Source organism: Shewanella sp. Koi 1, assembly GCF_052907445.1.
In genome coordinates this window covers 1176709-1195690 of sequence record NZ_JBREJM010000001.1, presented here as the reverse complement: position 1 = coordinate 1195690, position 18982 = coordinate 1176709, and the positions used below count along the sequence as shown (strand labels likewise).

Genomic DNA, 18982 nt, shown 5'->3' with positions numbered 1-18982 from the left:
CGTTAATTAAACTGATAAATATCAGCCTGCATCGTTACCAAATAAAGCTCTGGCCTCATTTGCATCATTCAAAATCTGTTGTTTTAGCGCATCCAATGAATCAAAGGGTTGTTCATCGCGAAGTTTTGCCACTAACTCAACCTCAACATGCTTGCCATAAATGTCACCTTCAAAATCAAAAAGATGCACCTCAAGCTGACAAACTTGACCATTTACGGTCGGGCGGAAACCAATGTTGGCAACCCCTTCATAAATATCGCTCTCATCCCAATAGAGTTTCACCGCAAACACCCCGCGCACGGGCACCACATTGCGTTTGAGGGCAATATTGGCGGTGGGGAAACCTATGGTGCGGCCAATTTTTTGGCCATGGGCCACACGGCCGCTTAAGGTAAAGGGATGACCGAGTAGACGTCTCGCCTGCTCTAGGTTTCCTTTAGCCAATTGTTCTCTTACCGCGGTCGAACTCACGCGTTGCGAGCCAACCATAAAGCTCTGGGTGCTTACCACGGTAAAGCCATAACGAGCTCCCGCCTGCATCAGCATTTCAAAATTGCCTTTTCGGCCTTGACCGAAGCAAAAGTCATCGCCAACGACGAGGTATTTCACCCCGAGCTTGCGCACCAACAGTTCTTCGATGAAATGCTCCGCCGGTTGGTCTGCAAAGGCACGGTTGAAGTTAACACACACTAACCGTTCAACGCCTAACTCATCTAACAGGATGATTTTGTCCCGCAATAAGCTCAGACGCGCGGGCGCATTCTCACCACGGAACAACTCCTGTGGCTGAGGCTCAAATGTCATCACTGTCGGAGGTAATGAAAGCTGCTTGGCCTTTTGCACCAGATTGGCAATCACCTGTGCATGGCCGCGATGCACGCCATCAAAATTACCTATCGTCAGCACACAGCCATGGTGAGATGACAAAATGTTATGTATACCGCGGATTAATTCCATAACTTTAGACAACTGCCAAGCGCAAATCGGCTGATTATATAACAGCTAACGATAAGAATCAGCAATCAAACTCCCCGTTTCATTGACCAAGGACGAATTCCTAACGCCAATAAGCCAAGTAAATACGTCATAGCGCCAACAGCAATCAAACCAATCAAAGCCTTCGCACGCCCAACCAGCTGCCATTCCAACCATTGGGATTGTGAAGGTAAGAAGTAGTACAAGACTACCACCATCAAGGCCGTTGAAACCACGGCTTTAAGGAAAAACACCATTGTTGGCTTAGAAATTCGGTAAACACCCGCCTTATGTAGGCCGCGATATAACAGAGTGGCATTCAGTAAAGCCGACATCGATGTCGCAATCGCTAAGCCGACATAACCAAAGGGAATCGCAAAGATCAAGTTAAAGCCCATATTGGTGATCATGGCGATAATGCCGTAGCGCACAGGGGTCTTAGTGTCTTGGCGCGAGTAATATCCAGGCGCTAACACTTTAATAAGCATAAAGCTGAGTAAACCACTGCCATAAGCCATCAAGCTGTAGGATGCCATCTCAACGTCTTGGATAGAGAAGGCGCCGCGCATAAACAGGACCATCAACATAGGTTGGGCGAGCACAATCAGCCCCATCATGGCGGGTAATCCTAATAAAAGAATCGCCTTGATGCCCCAATCCATGGTCTTACCAAAGCCATCACCTTCTGCATTCACATGATTTCGAGATAAAGCCGGTAAAATCACGGTGCCAATGGCAATACCAAACAAACCGAGTGGAAATTCCAATAAACGGTCCGAATAGTACAACCAGCTAATAGAGCCCGTCATCAGGAAGCTGGCGATAAAAGTATCGAATAACAGATTGATTTGTGAGACAGACACACCAAAAAGCGCCGGGATCATCAGGGTTCTAATCTTCACGACCCCAGGGTGTTTCCAGCCCCATGACGGTTTAACGAGAGCCTTTTCCCTAAGTAGGAAGGGGATCTGGAATAAAAACTGAATTAAACCGCCACAGAACACACCCCACGCCAAGGTAATTTCAGGCTGGGAAGACGTTGGCGCAAAAAACATTGCTGCCGCAATAATGGCCACGTTTAAGAATACTGGGGTAAAGGCTGATACCGCAAAACGCCCACGGGTATTTAGGATGGACCCAGCTAACGCGGTAAAGGTGATAAACCACAAATAAGGGAAGGTGATTTTAAGCACAACGGTTGCCAGCTCAAACTTGGCACCATCGGGCTCATTGTTAAGCCAGGCCACAAACCAGCCGCCACCAAATAAGGCCGACAATACGGGGGATGCGATAACACCTATAAGAGTCACTATGGTCACCAAGAGCCCTAAGGTCCCCGCCACTTTACTGAGTAACTCTCGAGTTTCGTCCGAAGTGTGTTTTTCCTGATATTCGGTCAATACGGGAACAAATGCCTGAGCAAAAGCGCCCTCGGCAAATAATCGGCGTAAAAAGTTAGGAATTTTATTGGCGAAGAAAAAAACGTCAGCGCTTGTCCCTGCCCCCATTAAATTGGCAACAACTACATCTCGAACCAAACCTAAAACACGAGAAATCAACGTCATAGCACTAACAATCATGCCAGATTTCAATAATTTTTTACTCAAACGTCCCCCAGACCTACATCGAATGGATTAGGTGATTCATCTCAAAAAATCGACTCAGGCTCTGTCACACTGCGGCAATAGCTGTTAGAATTGCGCCACATATTACACGAGTTGGGTTGAAGATAGCCAAGGCGGGTTGAATTAATTTATCTTTATGATGATTATTCAATCATAGTCATTGACAAAGTGACTAAATGCAGGCATATTCCTCGGCCTTTAAAAGTATCAAATCCAGTTTTTAGGAGTTGCACCTTGGCTAATAGCAAGTCTGCAAAGAAGCGCGCGCTTCAATCTGAAAAGCGTCGTCAGCATAACGCCAGCCGTCGCTCAATGTTACGTACATACGTTAAAAAAGTAATCGCTGCTATCAAAGCTGGCGATCACAAAACAGCAACTGAAGCTTTCGCTGCTGCACAACCAATCGTTGACCGTATGGCGACTAAAGGCCTTATTCACAAGAATAAAGCTGCCCGTCATAAGGCTCGTTTGAACGCTAAGATCAAAGCACTAGCTGCTTAATTGTCTTAGTAAATAAAAAAAACCGGCAATTGCCGGTTTTTTTATATCTGATGATTACCATTAATGACAATAAATATTGTTCAGTAGATGGATCATCTCACGCACTTCATCACTCTTAAGCGAATAAAATACGGTTTGCGCTTCTTTGCGTGTGGTTACTAAATTATCTTTGCGCAACCAAGCAAGGTGTTGTGATAGTGCCGATTGACTTAAGCCTAATTTTTTATTCATTTCGCCAACGCACATTTCACCTTCGTTCAATAAATAACAAAGGATAAATAAACGGCGTTCGTTTGCGAGTGCTTTTAATAGCACTACGGCATGATCGGCTCGCTCCTGCATCAATTCAATATTCATTACGCACTTTTTCTCCTAAAACTAACCCCTGCGCTAATATAGCGTTGCCTTACAGATATAGTCGGGACATAAAGCACACTTTTTGCTAGATTGTTTTCAAAAATGGGACATGCTTAATAAAAATAAAGGAAACCTATGAAATCCTACCAAACAACACTAATAACTGGGCTATTTATTGGCGGTTTGAGCGCCTGCCAAACTCACGTAGAAACACCCGTAAAAAACGATATTCCGGCTCAATTGCAGCAAACCGCATTAGCGTCATCATTGGGATATGACATAGTCGAATCCCTCACTGTAGAAGTCGGTCCACGCTTAGCTGGCAGCCCAAAAGACATTATTGCCGTGAACTGGGCAGTGAATAAGTTAACAAGTCTTGGGTTTGATAAGGTTTATAAAGAGCCGGTACAAGTTCCGATTTGGGAACGCGGTGAAGCCAAAGCCAAGATGATCTCACCGGTAGAACAGCCTTTAGTGATAACAGCCTTAGGGGGCAGTATTGCCACGCCAGCCGAAGGCATTCAAGCCAAAATTGCTCGTTTTGATAGCCTTGCGGCATTACAAGCGGCAAATCCAGAAGATGTAAAAGGCAAGATTGCCTTTATCGACCAAAAGACCGAACGTCACATAACGGGTGAAGGTTATGGCAAAAGTGTCGGCGGCCGCTCAAAAGGCGCAGTCGCAGCCGCACAAAAGGGAGCCGTAGCAATTGTCATTCGCTCAATTGGCACCGACCATGACCGCATGGCGCACACTGGTGTGATGCGTTATCAAGATGGCGTGCCTAAAATCCCTGCGGCGGCGATGTCAAATCCCGATGCCGATTTAGTCGATGCCATGTTAAAACGCGATCCAAACGCGGTGCTCGAACTACATATGTCACCAAAGGATTTAGGCTCCAACACATCCTACAATGTGATTGCAGAAGTCACTGGCAGTAGTAAACCTGACGAAATTGTGTTGATTGGCGCCCATTTAGATTCTTGGGACGAAGGTACAGGCGCGATTGATGATGGCGCAGGCGTTGCCATTGTGACGGCAGCAGCGAAACATATTCAAGATCTTCCGCAAAAGCCCGCTCGTACGGTGCGTGTAGTACTATATGCGGCCGAAGAGATAGGCTTACTTGGAGGCAAGGCTTATGCTGAAGCGCACAAAGCCGAGCTACCTCTGCATTATATCGCTGCCGAATCGGACTTTGGCGCTGGCCCCATTTATCAAATCGACACTAAGGTAAGTGACAGTGTTTTCGCCCAAGTTCAAGAGAGCATAAAACCAATGACATACAACGGTGTTGCCCTCGGCAATAACCAAGCCTCAGGTGGGCCAGATGTCTCAATGCTGCCCGCATTAGGCGTACCTGTAGCTTCATTAAGACAGGATGGCCACGATTACTTCGATTATCACCACACACCTAACGATACCTTAGATAAAATAGACCCTAAGGCGCTGGCACAAAATGTGGCAGCGTACGCTCAATTTGCTTATATCATGGCAAACTCGAATTTAGTGTTAACCCCCATTAGCACTGAATCGAAATAAGCCTCATAAGTAAATCATTCACTCATAAAAAGAGCAGCCTAAGCTGCTCTTTTTATTTAAACCGTAATAGGTTACTGCGCTTCACGCAAGAATGTTGGCTCATTCAGTTTACTCAATTCTTCACTGTAGTAATAACCTGCCACATCAAACGCTTTTAATTCATCAATCGAACTGACTTGCTGATCAATGATATATCTTGCCATCATTCCCCGCGCTTTTTTTGCAAAGAAACTGATGACTTTATATTGGCCATTTTTAAAATCTTTAAATACTGGAGTGATTAATTGCCCAGTTAATTGCTTTGGTTTAACCGCTTTAAAATATTCATTCGATGCAAGGTTAATTATCAGCTCATCACCCTGCTCTGCAACGGCACGATTGACCGCTTCGGTGAGAGTATTACCCCAGAAATCGTAGAGATTCTTACCTTTAGGATTGGCAAGCGCAGTCCCCATTTCTAAACGGTAAGGTAAAATCAAATCCAAGGGGCGCAGTAAACCATAGAGCCCAGATAAAATACGCAATTGTGACTGGGTACGTTCGAGCTGTTCAGGCGTCAACGTATCGGCATCAAACCCCGTATACACATCCCCCCGAAACGCAAAAATCGCCTGTTTGGCGTTGGCAATACTGTAGTCGGGCGTCCACTCACCAAAACGCGCGGCATTTAAGCCTGCGATGTTATCGCTCACCTTCATTAATGTTGCAATGTCACTCGGGGTTAACCGTTGGCAGACTTGAATGAGTTCTTGGCTATAAGCTAAAAAATCGGGCCGAGTATGGGTTTGAGCCAAAGGAGGTTGCTCAAAATCTAGGGTTTTCGCCGGTGAAACCAAAATCAACATTAACACGCTCCAACAAATAAAATACGCCACTATGATACTGAACAGGTATAAAAAAACCACGTACGGATGACGTGGTTTTTCCGATAGCGCTAATCAGTGAACTTGAGTTTAGCGACTCAGCGCAGATTCTGTACGCGTTTTCGCCTGCTCGTTGGCACTATTATCCTGCCAAATACCATCATCGAGTTGTTCCATTAACTCAGGGAACTTGCTGCGATCGAACTCAGGCATTTTGCCACTCTTCAATTGTTCACAGTAATCATTAATAACCCGAATCGCGAGGCCCGATAACAGCAGCAATGCAATGATATTGACCGTGGCCATCAGCCCCATAGACACGTCCGCTAAGTTCCACACTAAGCTGATTTTAGCCACAGCGCCAAACATCACCATGCCCAATACGCACAGACGGAATAGCGGTAACGCCTTAGTGCTGTTACCCGTCAAGAACATTACATTGGTTTCCGCATAGGAATAGTTAGCAATGATAGAGGTAAAGCAGAATAGGAAAATGGCTATCGCGATAAAGGCGCCGCCCCAGTCTCCAACGTGGTTTGACATCGCATTGATGGTGAGACGAATGCCGTCTTCACTAGAACCGATATCGCCTGAAAGTAAAATAATTGCCGCTGTTGCTGTACAAATAACGATGGTATCGACAAACACCCCCATCATCTGCACAAAACCTTGAGATGCTGGATGGTTAGGATTCGGTGATGCACTGGCCGCGACGTTTGCTGCGCTCCCCATCCCCGCCTCGTTTGAGAACAGACCACGGGCAATCCCCGCTTGCATGGCTTGTGCGACAGTATAAGCAACACCGCCCGCCGCAGCCTCTTGCCAACCGAAAGCACTCTTTACGATCAGGCTTATTACAGCAGGTAATTGTTCTAAGTTGAACAGCACAATAATGAAAGCGATCAGAATATAAGCCAGCGCCATAATAGGCACGATAAACTCAGACACTCGAGCAACTTTACGTAACCCACCGACAATCACAAAGCCACTGGCTATCACTAACCCAATACCCACATAGGTTGGATTGAAGCCAAACACCCGCTCCATTGCCCCCGTAATGGTATTCGCTTGCACCGCGTTAAACACTAGACCAAAGGCAATGATCAGGAAGAAAGCAAACAACACTCCCATCCATCTCTGACCAAGCCCTTTCTCCATATAATAGGAAGGGCCGCCGCGGAATTGACCGTTGGTGTCACGCACCTTATATACTTGCGCAAGAGTCGACTCCACCATAGCCGTCGCCATACCTAGCATGGCAATAAGCCACATCCAGAATACAGCGCCAGGTCCAGCTGCGCCGATAGCCACAGCCACCCCAGCCATGTTTCCAGCCCCCACACGGGCCGCCATACTAGTACAAAAGACTTGGAATGAAGACAGACCACTCTCGCAACCTTGGCGGCTCATGGTCATCACTTTAAGAGAGTGTTTGAAATGCGTAAGTTGAATAAAAACAAGTCGTAAGGTGAAATAAAGGCCCGCACCCACCAGTCCGTATACGAGCAATTTGCCCCAGAGCAGTGCGTTCAAAAAATTTACAATGGTTTCTAGCATATTATTTTACTTCTTCCCGTAGCAAATGCCCTCCTCTACCTATAATTAAGGGAGAGGTGCAACATTTGTGGTGAATGAATCCTTCCAAATAAAGGTAAGAATATCGGTAGATTTATTCTTTCAAATTATCCTTCCGTGAATTTACAACATCACGGCTACCGAATTCAACGCAGCAAAATAGCACAGTATTCGAAATTACTCATGTGATCAAGCCTACGTTTGCCCACTAAAACAGCAGTGAACTCACACGGACAAAGCTCAGATAAGTCACTGTTAATATTAAATTAACAAAAATACAAACTTAAGCCACATGCGTTAACTACAGACACAAGTTTTAAAATTTGGATGTAGAACACATTTTTGTAAGAAAATTACAAATATAGTAAATCCAAGAAAACACAATTCACTTCCGTCTGCTCTAATGAGGCTTAATATGACGACTACTACACATGAGATTAATGCTCTTAAAAAGTATGTAAGAGCCACAAACTTCCTCGCTACGTCTCAGATTTATTTAAAACAAAACGTATTACACAAACGACCCCTTGCGCATTCGGACATTAAGCCTCGTTTGCTCGGTCACTGGGGAACCTGTCCAGGTATCAACTTTGTCTATGCCAACGTCAACCGACTCATTGTAAAACATAATCGTCCTTTCATTTACCTCGTCGGCCCAGGCCATGGTTTCCCCGCAGTACAAGCTAACTTATTCATTGAAGGCTCACTCAGCCACTTCTATCCAGAAACTATTCCTTATAATGAAACCGGTATCGAAGATATCTGTAAGAAGTTTTCTGCGGCCTATGGTTATCCATCACACGCAAACCCTGAAGCACCCGGTCAAATCCTTGAAGGGGGCGAATTAGGTTACTCGTTAGCTGTAGGTTGGGGCGCCGTATTAGACAATCCTGATCTTATCGCAACAGTATTAGTTGGTGACGGTGAATCTGAAACCGGTCCTCTGGCAGCCTCTTGGTATGCTAACCGTTTAGTATCCCCCGCAACCAACGGTGCCGTGTTACCAATCGTGCATATCAACGGCTATAAAATTTCGGGCCCAACCCGTATGGGACGTATGAGCCATGAAGAGCTAGATCTTGAATTCCGTGGTCTGGGTTATCACCCAATTATTGTCGACAGTGAAGCGGAAGAAGATATCTACGTTCAAATGACTGCCGCGATGGATACTGCTTACAGCATGATCAACGATATCCAAACCCGTGCTCGTAAAGGTGAAGATGTTGTCAAACCTCGCTGGCCAGTGATTTTAATGCGCACCGCCAAAGGTTGGACAGGTGTAAGCGAATATAATGGTACAAAATTAGAAGGTAACTGCGAATCGCACCAAGTTATCGTCAATAAATGCGCAACGGATAAAGGTCACCTTAGCGCACTAGATAACTGGCTTGCCAGCTATCAGTTCCAAGAGCTTTACCAAATCAATGCCCAGGGTGAACTGATTTTTGATGCGGATATTAGCTCTCTGATCCCACCAAAACATTTAGCCTGTGGTCGTCAACATCTTACTTATGGTGGTGAAGTCGTCAGAGCCCTATCGAATCCAGATCTAGAAAAGCTCAGCTACGGCCCAGAAGTACCACGTGGACACCGCGGTTACTCCATGTTGAAAATGGGACAATGGATGCGTGACGCATTCAAACTGAACCGTGATCAACGTAACTTACGCATCTTTAGCCCAGACGAAACCTATTCAAACCAACTGCAAGCGGTATTTGAAGAAACCGACCGCGCATGGCAATGGCCAATTGAAAGTTGGGACGAGGATATGACTCGTGATGGCCGCGTACTCGAGTTACTCTCTGAGAACTTACTGTTTGGTATGCTACATGGCTACACTGTGACAGGTCGTCACGGCATGTTCCCAACTTATGAGTCTTTCTCACAGGTTGTGTCTTCCATGGCCGACCAATACTGTAAGTACGTTTACGCCAGCCAAGGGGTGCATTTCCGTAAACCCTTACCCGCGTGCAACGTCGTACTCTCTTCATTATTAGAGCGTCAGGATCACAACGGTTACTCGCATCAAAATCCATCATTCTTGGGTGCGATGCTAGAAAAACATCCAAAGATCATTTCGGCTTATTTACCTGCGGATGCAAACAGCACTTTAGTTTATACCGAACGCGCTTTTGCAGATCGTGACAAACTAAACATCCTAGTAGCAGGTAAAAAAGAACTGCCACAATGGTTGAGTTTAGAAGAAGCACGTAAGCAAGCCAAAGACGGTGTGATGGTGTGGGATTTTGCTTCCGATGAAAATCCAGATATCGTTCTTGCCGGCTGTGGTGATTATGTCACTCAAGAATGCATGGCTTCACTTGTGATTATTCGTGAACTCTTACCTAGAGTGAGAATTCGTTTTGTCAGCGTGACCGAATTAAGCAGTGATGGTTTAGGTAGCCGTAAGTTTAAAGAAAAACCTTGGATGATGGATGAAATATTTACCCAAGATAAAGGGGTTGTATTTAACTATCACGGTTATCCAAATACTATCAAAAAGTTAATTTTTGACTACAAAGGAAGCCGCCGTTTCAGAATTAAAGGTTATGAAGAAGAAGGTTCGACTACAACACCATTTGATATGGGTGTTCGTAATGGCACTTCTCGCTATCACCTTGTTATTGATATGGCTTACAAACTATTCCAACAAGGCGTCATCGATGAAACCAAGCACGTTTCAATCACAACCGATATGCTGCAACGACTCGTTGACCATCGCAACTATATTAAGGCAAACGGTGTTGACCCTGTTGAAATTGAAAATTGGGTTTGGACCCGTTAACCCCAAATTTTAATTAACAAATTAAATACAATTAAAAGGCATCCTTCTGGATGCCTTTTTAACATCAATCAAAAGTAACAATATGCTATTCCATAAAAAAACTTTGGACTAAGCACTGGAAAAATTTAACAAATGAAGTGATAATTAATCGCTGGCTACAATACCAAAGGATCCCCACACTAAGTGCTAGCAATGTTTTGCATAAAACCTGCAAAGCATATTGGTGGAGAATCATAAACAATGGACTTAGAGAAAATGATGAAGAATACATTAAAAGTAGTTTTGCTTACATCAATGCTTCCACTTGCTGCCAGTGCATCTCAAGAGTTAACACCTTGGTATGTTGGTGCAGGTTTAGGCGTTAATAACTATGAACACATTGCAACTGACAACGGCGATGACAACCCATACGCATGGGACATCTTCGCAGGCTATATGTTTAATGACTACTTTGGTGCTGAAATCGGCTATCGTGATCTAGGTAGTGCAGATTGGACCTATGCAGGCATTGGCAATGATGCAGACGTTAAAGGTGCAACTCTTGGCTTAGTTGGTGTATGGCCACTAGGCAACCGTTGGAGCCTATCTGCTGAAGCTGGCGCAATGTACTACACCCTAGAAAACAACCAACGCGTTGGTGGCGTTTCTAGTTCTTACAGCGAAAACGACTTTGCACCTTACTTCGGTGCAGGTGTTGGTTATAACTTCACTGATAACCTGAAGTTACAAGCTAAATACCGTCGCTATGAAAACTTAGACGATAACGCTGGTGCCAGTGCGATCGTTCCAGTAAATGCTGACAGCAACTACTGGGGCTTAGAATTAAGCTACCGTTTCGGTTCTCCAGCTGCTCCAGTAGCTGCAGCAGTTGTTGCTGCAACACCAGTTGACTCTGACAACGATGGCGTTTACGACGATAAAGATCAGTGCCCAGCAACTCCAGCAACTCACAAAGTTGACTCTGTTGGCTGTACTATCTATGAAAACGTTAAGAAGCAAGAAGATGTAGGTTCTATCCAGTTTGCTAACGATTCTGCTGTAGTGAAGAAAGAGTACTACAAAGACATCGAAAGACTGGCTAACTACATGAACAAAAACCCAGAGTTCACAGTTGAAATTGCTGGTCACGCTTCTAACGTAGGTAAACCAGACTACAACATGACTCTGTCTGACAAGCGTGCTGACGCTGTTGCGAAGATCCTTGTTGAAAAATATGGTATCAGCCAAAGCCGTGTAACTTCTAACGGTTACGGTATCACTAAGCCATTAGTCGCTGGTGACACTAAAGAAGCTCATGCAGCTAACCGTCGCATCGAAGCTATCGTGACAACTACTGAAAAACAACCTGTTCTGAAGTAATTGCACTCTTAAGAATAAAAAAGTCGCTGCTTGCAGCGACTTTTTGTTTTTGTAACATCTACACTATGCAATCTGATGACGCTTAGCTCACTGTTGTAATGCAATCACAGCTTTTGGCCTAAATTCGATATAGTTTTACCATTTTTGTAATTTTTTTACATTGATGGTTGGAAAAGTTGGCAAAATCGCTTCTAATAGTCATCAGTTCATTTCTGAGTTTAGACCGCTATCTGAGAAGGATGTTTTTCATGGCAAATACATTAGAGCAACTCAAGTCATACACTACGATTGTGGCCGATACTGGCGATATTGAAGCGATCAAACGCTATCAGCCAGAAGACGCAACGACCAACCCATCACTCATTTTAAAAGCGGCTCAAATTCCCGAGTATAGCGCTCTAATCGACAATGCTATCGCGTGGGCTAAATTACAAAGTGCTGATATTGAGCAACAGATTGATGATGCCAGCGATAAACTTGCAGTGAACATTGGTGTCGAGATCCTAAAACTGGTCCCAGGCCGTATTTCGACCGAAGTGGATGCCCGCTTATCCTTCGATAAAGAAAAATCCATTGCCAAAGCGCATAAGCTAGTACGTCTGTACCAAGAAGCGGGCGTGGATAAATCTCGCATTCTGATCAAATTAGCCTCAACTTGGGAAGGCATTTGTGCCGCCAAAGAGTTAGAGCAAGAAGGCATTAACTGTAACTTAACCCTACTATTTAGCTTTGCTCAAGCACGTGCCTGTGCAGAAGCTGGCGTGTACTTAATTTCTCCATTCGTTGGCCGCATCCTCGACTGGTACAAAAAAGACACAGGTAAAGACTATGACGCAGTAAATGACCCAGGTGTTATTTCTGTGACTGAAATTTACAACTACTACAAACAGCATGGCTATAACACGGTAGTCATGGGCGCGAGTTTCCGTAATATCGGTGAAATCATCGAATTAGCGGGTTGTGACCGCCTGACTATTGGCCCTTCATTACTTGAAGAGCTGGCAAACTCTCAAGTTGCTATTCAACCTAAACTCATACCTGCAAGCACCACAGTTGCTGCCGGTGAGCCGTTAACCGAAGCGCAATTCCGCTGGGACTTCAACCAAGATCCTATGGCTGTCGACAAGTTAGCAGAAGGTATCCGTAACTTCGCCATCGACCAAGGCAAACTCGAAGTCATGCTCAAGGCAAAACTGGCAAACTAAGTATCTTCGGAGACGATTCGATGACTATCTTGACCCAAAGCACAACTTGGCAAGCGTTAGCAGCGCATAGCCATCAGATCCCGCATATGCGGGAACTCTTTGCAGGCGATCCGGCACGCTTTAGCAACATGTCGCTTGCTACCTGTGACTTATTTTTAGATTATTCAAAAAATAGAGCGACACCTGAGACACTCAACTTGCTGCTGACACTAGCGCAAGAGGCAAAACTTGAAGCTAAAATCAAGGCGATGTTTGCCGGTGATATTATTAACACCACCGAAAAACGTGCCGTATTACATACCGCACTGCGCAGCACCGCCGAGCGGTCCATTGTTGCCGAAGGTCAAGATATCGTTCCTGAAGTACAGCAAACGCTGAACAAAATGCAGCAGTTTGTTACTTCAATCACCTCAGGACAATGGAAAGGTTTCACTGGCAAAGCCATTACCGATATCGTCAGTATCGGAATCGGTGGTTCGTTCCTTGGCCCTAAAATTGTTTCCCAAGCATTACGCCCTTACTGGATTACGGGTCTCAACTGCCATTTCGTTGCCAACGTCGATGGCACCTCGATCAGTGAAAAACTCAAGCTGCTCGATCCAGAAACCACTCTGTTTATCATGTCGTCTAAGTCTTTTGGTACACAAGAGACGCTGACCAATACCCTAACGGCAAAGGCGTGGTTCTTAGCCAAAGGTGGTTCACAGTCAGATGTGGCGAAACACTTTGTTGCCGTGACCTCTAACGTGGCAAAAGCGACCGATTTTGGTATCGATGCTGACAATATTTTCCCAATGTGGGACTGGGTTGGTGGTCGTTATTCGCTTTGGTCAGCCATTGGTTTACCCATCGCTTTACTCATCGGCATGGATAACTTCCGCTCACTATTAAAGGGCGCGCACCAAATGGATACCCATTTTGCCAATGCGCCTCTCGCGGAAAACATGCCAGTGATCATGGGATTACTGTCTCTGTGGTATGGCAATTTCTTTAATGCTCAAAGTCATGTGGTATTGACCTACGATCATTACCTACGTGGACTTCCCGCTTACTTCCAACAACTAGATATGGAAAGTAACGGTAAGTCAGTCACCCTTAATGGTAGCCATGTGGATTACAGCACGGGTCCGGTGATTTGGGGCGGCGAAGGTACAAATGGTCAGCACGCTTACCACCAGCTGCTGCATCAAGGTACTGCATTAATTCCGGCCGATTTCATTATGCCGCTGCAAAGCCATAATCCTATTGGTGAGCACCATGATCAGTTAGCCTCTAACTGCTTCGGACAGACTCAGGCGCTCATGCAAGGCCGCAACTTAGATGAAGCGCTGGCCGAATTGAGCAAGAGCAACTTAAGTGATGAAGAGAAGTTACTTATCGCCAAACACAAAGTTATGCCAGGCAATAAGCCAAGCAATACTCTGTTAATGGATAAGCTGACTCCTGAAACCTTAGGTGCACTGATTGCGCTCTATGAGCACAGAACCTTTGTCCAAGGCGCTATTTGGGACATCAACTCCTTCGACCAATGGGGTGTTGAACTCGGTAAAAGCTTAGGTAATGACGTCCTCGCCCGTATTGGCGCAGAGCAAGATGCCACCGCCTTAGATGCCTCGAGCAATGGGTTAATTAACCTATATCGACACGGTAAAATCTGATCGAACAAAAAGCCAGCAATCGCTGGCTTTTTTATTTTATCCCATTAATAAACTTAAGATATTCCCTCACAACTTCCTCTACCACTCCCGCGAAGATCAATGAAATATCATTCAAACTTCATTTCAAGTTAACACAAATGAAACATAATTCTTGCACCCTGTTTTGAAAATATGTTATTTAATCGCTGACAAAACATACAACAACAGGAGGTTACCATGGATCGTTTAGATTATGGTTGTGCGCTAGATGAAGTCGTAGAAAGACCCGATCGCTCGCGAGGCTCCAATAAAAAGCGTAAGTGGCGAGAAATTGAAGCGTTAAAGGACAAACATCGTTTACTCAAGGAACTTCAAGAGATTGATAACAACTTTGATTACGATATAGACGCTATCCAGTTGTAACCCATTGTTTGATAAACAGCATATAAAGAAAAAGCGCCAATGGCGCTTTTTCTGTTTTTACATTCCGCTATTCGGCTGTCCTGAGGTAAGAGCGCAGTTCATCAAAGGCCTGTTGCTCGCGGTCGAGGAATAACGGATCATCGATTAAAGACGCTTGGCACTGTTGCTCAATCACCTGCCAATCCTTATCGGTTAAGGTTTTAGCTAGTAATGGGAAGATTTCTCGCTCCTCCATTTGCATATGCTTTTCTTGCAGCTCCACATATTCGGCAAAATCAGCGACTAACTTATCCCTCGCGACCACAATATCACTCAAAATGAGATTTAAGGTATTCATTAACGCCGAGGATGCCGCCGTCACCACTTGGTGCTCATCACTCAACTTATCAATTTCATCGTTCGCCTTATGCGCCAAATAGTAAGCATAGATAATGTCTTCCACAGGATGATGACTGCGCTCAGCATATCCTTGCATATACTCAACTATGTCCCGAACCACGATAAAATTGATGGCTTCACCTTCAGCTAATTTCATCTGCTTGTTTTTCAAGACATTCAACAACACTGCTATATGTTTATGATCATGCATGAGTCTTTTAAGCATATCGCCTCCTGAACTGGGACTCTGACTATTGATACTAGTCAAGTCGTTTATCGATCTCCAATATAACAGGCGAATTCGTGTTCACTTTATGACCACGATCAAGTAATTAACATGAGAGTCTGTAAAAATGCGTGAATTGATCGGCATATTAACCCTAAATGCCTAATAAAGAGTGGACAGTGAGTTAACTAAAGCAAAGCTAACTCACTGTTTATTTATGTCATTTTGTTAGTTGATTCAACTGGTGTTGCAATGCCTTAAACTTCGCTATCGCTTGCGTATCATCTGCGGTGACTTCTCCCTCGGCTTTTGCCAACTCTGGGTATTGCTTCTGCAGCGTCTGCACTAAGGCAGATGCCTCTTGTGTTTGTTTGGCTTCAATCAAGGCTTGTAAGTGAGTTAAAGACTCCATCATAGCGTCTTCCCGAGCCATTACAGGTGTATCTTGCTGCGATAGTGCCCTTGCCATTTGTGGTGCTGCACGAGACTCTAGTTGCTGATTTTCCTGCGCAGACATCTTAGCCTGTGCCCTCATTGCTTCCCTTTGCCTATTTTGTGTGGCGGCTTCTTCTCTAGCTTGATGCGCCATCTCTGCTTGTTGTGCAGCATTATCTAGCTCAGCCTGAGCGGGCATAGGTGCACTCATAGTCAAAGCGACTGGCGCAACTAACTCTTCCTCAAAATGGCCTCGGTTGAGGATCACTAAACCGACGACGAGCACTAAGGAGGCTGCGCTCGATAACGCCCATGGAAAACGGCGCCACACAGGCGTGACAGAGAGCTTGAGCTGGTTAACGTTGATGTCAGCCAAATGGGCCTGTGACAGGCGCAAAATATCTTGGTCAAGTCGTTCAGGTGGCATTTCCAGTGCTTGCTTGTGATACCAAGCCGAAACTTCCTGACGTAGCGCCTCTTCTTCCGATGACAGAGTCGAATTACTCATGACCCACCTCCTGCCATTTAGCATTGACACAATCTTTTAAGCTTTGATACGCGTAGCGAATGCGGCTCTTGGTCGCTTCGAGTGTTACCCCTGCGATATCGCTTATCACTGCAGCGGTAAAGCCCATTTCGATATTAAGAATAAAAGCCTCTTTTTGCACTTGGGGTAACAGGGCAATACAAGTTTTCAGCAACTGACTCTTTTGCGTTTCCTGCCAATGCACATCGGGTTGTTCCTGCTCTGCTCCCACAAAAGTATCTAGCCCTTCATCGTTATCGTGACTGACTAGATCAACTGGCTTAACCGCCCTGACGTGATCAATCAACAGATTATGAGCAATCCGATAGAGCCAAGTATTAAACTTGGCGCTCGGCTCATAATTGGCGGCGGCACGGATCACCCGTCCCCAGGTTTCTTGATATAAATCTTCGGCTAATTGTTTGTCACCGAGTTGGCGCACAAAGTAACGGTACAAGGCGCCTTTGTGTTTAAGATAAAGCTGCTCAAACGCTTTGCCATCGCCCTTGGCATAGCGTTGCATTAACTGTTCATCGGTATGCTCATGGGCATGCATTTGCGGTATCGCCAAGGCCATGGCAGCTCCCTAGTGGTTAACTAACTGAAACATAATAATTTGGCTCATTGCTGATGCGGTTTATCCTCGGGCGGGAAAGGTTTATCTCCGGCATCAAAGGATTTTTTGATTGGCACTCGCTGTGTTTGTGCGAGTATCGCAGCGGTATCGACAAGTTGCATAAACTCATGTCGGTAGCCGCTGGTATCATCCCCCAGCGCAGAACGTGTGAGCACACTAAGCTTATTATAATCAAATTGATGCAAATAGTTGCTTTGATTGAGTAACTGTCCTAATCCTGCCACTGCAGCAGCAAAACGAAAATCGTCACTCGCCTGCGCTAATGAGTTTACCCTTTGGTCGGCACGGATTGGATAACTCAGTAACTGGCTCTGAGTCGCATCCGGTAGCTGATAACGTAATTTAAGAAAAGCAATTTCGTCGCGGCTATATTTTTCATTGCCAGTCTTGGGATTATAGCCATAGCGAAGTTTATCATTAGCCAAATTCCCCGCATCAACATAGCGAAGCTCGTAAAGCGCCGTGACCGTATGCCCAGCACCTATTTCGCCCGCATCCACCTTATCATTATTAAAATCTTCACGTGCGAGGGCACGGTTCTCATAACCAATCAGACGATACTCAGCCACAAGGGCGGGATTAAACTCGACCTGCACTTTCACCTCTTTGGCTATGGTGAGTAAGGTTGCACTTAACTGTTCCACCAGCACTTTTCTCGCCTCATTGATAGAATCAATATAGGCGTATTGTCCGTTGCCTTTATCGGTCAATTGCTCCATCAGATGGTCATTGTAATCACCCATACCAAAGCCGAGCGTCGTTAGCCCAATGCCCAGTTGCTTCTGCGTGCTAACCAAATCGATTAACTCATCGAGGTTGGTCGTGCCGACATTAAAGTCACCGTCGGTCGCAAGTATCACTCGATTAATGCCGCCTTCAACAAAGTGCTTTTTCGCAAGCTGATAGGCAAGCTTAATCCCCTGCGCCCCATTGGTAGAACCACCCGCACTGAGCTGCTCTAACGCATAGTTAAGGGTTTGACTGTCGTTACCCGCCGCGCCATCTAACACAACTCCAGCGGCGCCGGCATAGACGACAATCGATACCTTATCCTGAGCATCGAGTTGCTGAGTCAGCATTTTCAAGGCAGTTTGCAGCAGAGGTAATTTATCGGGCGATGCCATCGACCCTGACACATCCAGCAGAAACACTAAGTTACTGGCGCCGAGTTCGGCTTTACTCTGCTCATATCCCTTCAAACCGATGCGAAGTAACATCATGTCATCGTTATAGGGCGATGGTGCAAGCTCTGTGGTAACACTAAAAGGTGCCTCATTTTTACCCGGCAGTGGATAGTCATAGGAAAAATAATTCAGCATTTCCTCAACCCGCAGAGTGCCCTTCTGTGGTAAACGCCCTTCCTTCAACATTCGTCTTAAGGTCGTGTAACTACCTGTATCAACATCGATAGCAAAGGTGGAAACTGGGATTTCCCCCGCAACCATGATGCCGTTTTGCACTTGTTTCTCGAATCGATTGCGCTCAGGTGGCACAGCCCCCGGCCAATCGCGGTTTAACGCGGGCGCCGCACTGATACTGGCCGCAGGTTGAGCTATATAGGCTCGATGTTCAGCACTCATTGTCCGCAGTTTTGCTGACGAGACTTGCTCATGCATGGCGATAGCGGCATCCCGTTGCCTATTGGCCTGACGCTCGGCTCTTTCCTCAAGCTCAGCTTTTTCATCAAGCTCTGCCTGTTGCTCTGCGGCGAGTTTTGCTTGAGCGGCTAATTCAGCACGCTTTTGTTCAGAGGCTTTATCACTGCAACCACTCAAACCAAGTAATACGGCGAGTGTTAATCCCGAAACAACAAAGCTTAAATGCGTTTTGTGGTGAAAGACTGAAGATGGATATCTCATGATAGTGGCCTAATCAAAGTGTTCTCAGTGGTTGATATCCCTATAAACGCAGGCCCGGCACAAAAGGGTTATTT

General features: G+C 45.5%; 16 protein-coding genes. 7 read left to right on the top strand and 9 right to left on the bottom strand.

Translation table 11 applies throughout. The features are described 5' to 3' along the window. Positions 1-21: 21 nt before the first annotated feature. Positions 22-957: a bifunctional riboflavin kinase/FAD synthetase gene (gene ribF, locus ACUZ8J_RS05355; RefSeq protein WP_011623706.1), complete on the bottom strand. Its 936-nt coding sequence runs from the start codon at positions 955-957 to the stop codon at positions 22-24. A 65-nt stretch (positions 958-1022) separates the two neighbouring features. Next, positions 1023-2582: a murein biosynthesis integral membrane protein MurJ gene (gene murJ / locus ACUZ8J_RS05350; protein ID WP_089067203.1), complete on the bottom strand. Its 1560-nt coding sequence runs from the start codon at positions 2580-2582 to the stop codon at positions 1023-1025. A 252-nt stretch (positions 2583-2834) separates the two neighbouring features. Here murJ and rpsT point away from each other — a divergent pair, with 252 nt between their 5' ends. Further along, on the top strand, positions 2835-3101 hold the full coding sequence (gene rpsT / locus ACUZ8J_RS05345; RefSeq protein WP_011623708.1) for a 30S ribosomal protein S20: 267 nt from the start codon (positions 2835-2837) through the stop codon (positions 3099-3101). Between the two features lie 60 nt (positions 3102-3161). Here the strand turns inward: rpsT and ACUZ8J_RS05340 are convergent, their stop codons facing one another. Next, positions 3162-3458: an ArsR/SmtB family transcription factor gene (locus ACUZ8J_RS05340; RefSeq protein WP_006084975.1), complete on the bottom strand. Its 297-nt coding sequence runs from the start codon at positions 3456-3458 to the stop codon at positions 3162-3164. Between the two features lie 135 nt (positions 3459-3593). On the opposite strand from ACUZ8J_RS05340, the gene ACUZ8J_RS05335 reads away from it, so the two are divergent. Next, positions 3594-5000 (top strand): M28 family metallopeptidase, encoded by a 1407-nt coding sequence (locus ACUZ8J_RS05335; RefSeq protein ID WP_446693280.1) that lies wholly within the window; start codon positions 3594-3596, stop codon positions 4998-5000. Between the two features lie 71 nt (positions 5001-5071). Here ACUZ8J_RS05335 and yaaA read toward each other — a convergent pair whose 3' ends face one another. Together yaaA and ACUZ8J_RS05325 are read right to left on the bottom strand one after the other, a co-directional pair. Next, complete coding sequence (gene yaaA / locus ACUZ8J_RS05330; RefSeq protein WP_446693279.1) at positions 5072-5845, bottom strand: peroxide stress protein YaaA; 774 nt, start codon at positions 5843-5845, stop codon at positions 5072-5074. Positions 5846-5953: 108 nt separating this feature from the next. Then, complete coding sequence (locus ACUZ8J_RS05325; protein WP_126511742.1) at positions 5954-7420, bottom strand: alanine/glycine:cation symporter family protein; 1467 nt, start codon at positions 7418-7420, stop codon at positions 5954-5956. Between the two features lie 433 nt (positions 7421-7853). Here ACUZ8J_RS05325 and ACUZ8J_RS05320 point away from each other — a divergent pair, with 433 nt between their 5' ends. The 5 genes from ACUZ8J_RS05320 to ACUZ8J_RS05300 all read left to right on the top strand — a co-directional run bounded on the left by ACUZ8J_RS05320 (position 7854) and on the right by ACUZ8J_RS05300 (position 14847). Further along, on the top strand, positions 7854-10223 hold the full coding sequence (locus ACUZ8J_RS05320; RefSeq protein ID WP_374918496.1) for a phosphoketolase family protein: 2370 nt from the start codon (positions 7854-7856) through the stop codon (positions 10221-10223). Positions 10224-10463: 240 nt separating this feature from the next. After that, positions 10464-11582, top strand: coding sequence for an OmpA family protein (locus tag ACUZ8J_RS05315; RefSeq protein ID WP_167373567.1), 1119 nt, complete (start codon positions 10464-10466; stop codon positions 11580-11582). Between the two features lie 248 nt (positions 11583-11830). Then, complete coding sequence (gene tal / locus ACUZ8J_RS05310) at positions 11831-12787, top strand: transaldolase (protein ID WP_446693278.1); 957 nt, start codon at positions 11831-11833, stop codon at positions 12785-12787. A gap of 20 nt (positions 12788-12807) precedes the next feature. Further along, positions 12808-14445, top strand: coding sequence for a glucose-6-phosphate isomerase (gene pgi, locus ACUZ8J_RS05305; RefSeq protein ID WP_446693277.1), 1638 nt, complete (start codon positions 12808-12810; stop codon positions 14443-14445). A 216-nt stretch (positions 14446-14661) separates the two neighbouring features. After that, a complete protein-coding gene (locus tag ACUZ8J_RS05300; RefSeq protein WP_007650190.1) occupies positions 14662-14847 on the top strand; it encodes a DUF3545 family protein in 186 nt (61 codons plus the stop codon). Positions 14848-14914: 67 nt separating this feature from the next. Here the strand turns inward: ACUZ8J_RS05300 and ACUZ8J_RS05295 are convergent, their stop codons facing one another. From ACUZ8J_RS05295 to ACUZ8J_RS05280, 4 genes are all read right to left on the bottom strand, one after another. Then, a complete protein-coding gene (locus tag ACUZ8J_RS05295; protein ID WP_109285562.1) occupies positions 14915-15451 on the bottom strand; it encodes a hemerythrin domain-containing protein in 537 nt (178 codons plus the stop codon). A gap of 220 nt (positions 15452-15671) precedes the next feature. Beyond that, the gene (locus ACUZ8J_RS05290) at positions 15672-16394 is read right to left on the bottom strand and encodes a hypothetical protein (RefSeq protein ID WP_446693276.1); all 723 of its coding nucleotides are present in this window, start codon (positions 16392-16394) and stop codon (positions 15672-15674) included. Next, positions 16387-16989 (bottom strand): sigma-70 family RNA polymerase sigma factor, encoded by a 603-nt coding sequence (locus ACUZ8J_RS05285; protein WP_446693275.1) that lies wholly within the window; start codon positions 16987-16989, stop codon positions 16387-16389. The genes ACUZ8J_RS05290 and ACUZ8J_RS05285 overlap by 8 nt, the downstream gene beginning before the upstream one ends. 44 nt (positions 16990-17033) lie before the next feature. Continuing rightward, a complete protein-coding gene (locus tag ACUZ8J_RS05280) occupies positions 17034-18908 on the bottom strand; it encodes a vWA domain-containing protein (RefSeq protein WP_446693274.1) in 1875 nt (624 codons plus the stop codon). Positions 18909-18982 lie beyond the last annotated feature (74 nt).

Coding starts and splice junctions, on each gene's coding strand:
- ACUZ8J_RS05340 (WP_006084975.1), bottom strand. CDS start 3,458: ATGAATATTGAATTGATGCAGGAGCGAGCCGATCATGCCGTAGTGCTA.
- pgi (WP_446693277.1), top strand. CDS start 12,808: ATGACTATCTTGACCCAAAGCACAACTTGGCAAGCGTTAGCAGCGCAT.
- ACUZ8J_RS05315 (WP_167373567.1), top strand. CDS start 10,464: ATGGACTTAGAGAAAATGATGAAGAATACATTAAAAGTAGTTTTGCTT.
- tal (WP_446693278.1), top strand. CDS start 11,831: ATGGCAAATACATTAGAGCAACTCAAGTCATACACTACGATTGTGGCC.
- ACUZ8J_RS05335 (WP_446693280.1), top strand. CDS start 3,594: ATGAAATCCTACCAAACAACACTAATAACTGGGCTATTTATTGGCGGT.
- ribF (WP_011623706.1), bottom strand. CDS start 957: ATGGAATTAATCCGCGGTATACATAACATTTTGTCATCTCACCATGGC.
- ACUZ8J_RS05290 (WP_446693276.1), bottom strand. CDS start 16,394: ATGAGTAATTCGACTCTGTCATCGGAAGAAGAGGCGCTACGTCAGGAA.
- ACUZ8J_RS05295 (WP_109285562.1), bottom strand. CDS start 15,451: ATGCTTAAAAGACTCATGCATGATCATAAACATATAGCAGTGTTGTTG.
- ACUZ8J_RS05300 (WP_007650190.1), top strand. CDS start 14,662: ATGGATCGTTTAGATTATGGTTGTGCGCTAGATGAAGTCGTAGAAAGA.
- yaaA (WP_446693279.1), bottom strand. CDS start 5,845: ATGTTGATTTTGGTTTCACCGGCGAAAACCCTAGATTTTGAGCAACCT.
- ACUZ8J_RS05285 (WP_446693275.1), bottom strand. CDS start 16,989: ATGGCCTTGGCGATACCGCAAATGCATGCCCATGAGCATACCGATGAA.
- ACUZ8J_RS05280 (WP_446693274.1), bottom strand. CDS start 18,908: ATGAGATATCCATCTTCAGTCTTTCACCACAAAACGCATTTAAGCTTT.
- ACUZ8J_RS05325 (WP_126511742.1), bottom strand. CDS start 7,420: ATGCTAGAAACCATTGTAAATTTTTTGAACGCACTGCTCTGGGGCAAA.
- ACUZ8J_RS05320 (WP_374918496.1), top strand. CDS start 7,854: ATGACGACTACTACACATGAGATTAATGCTCTTAAAAAGTATGTAAGA.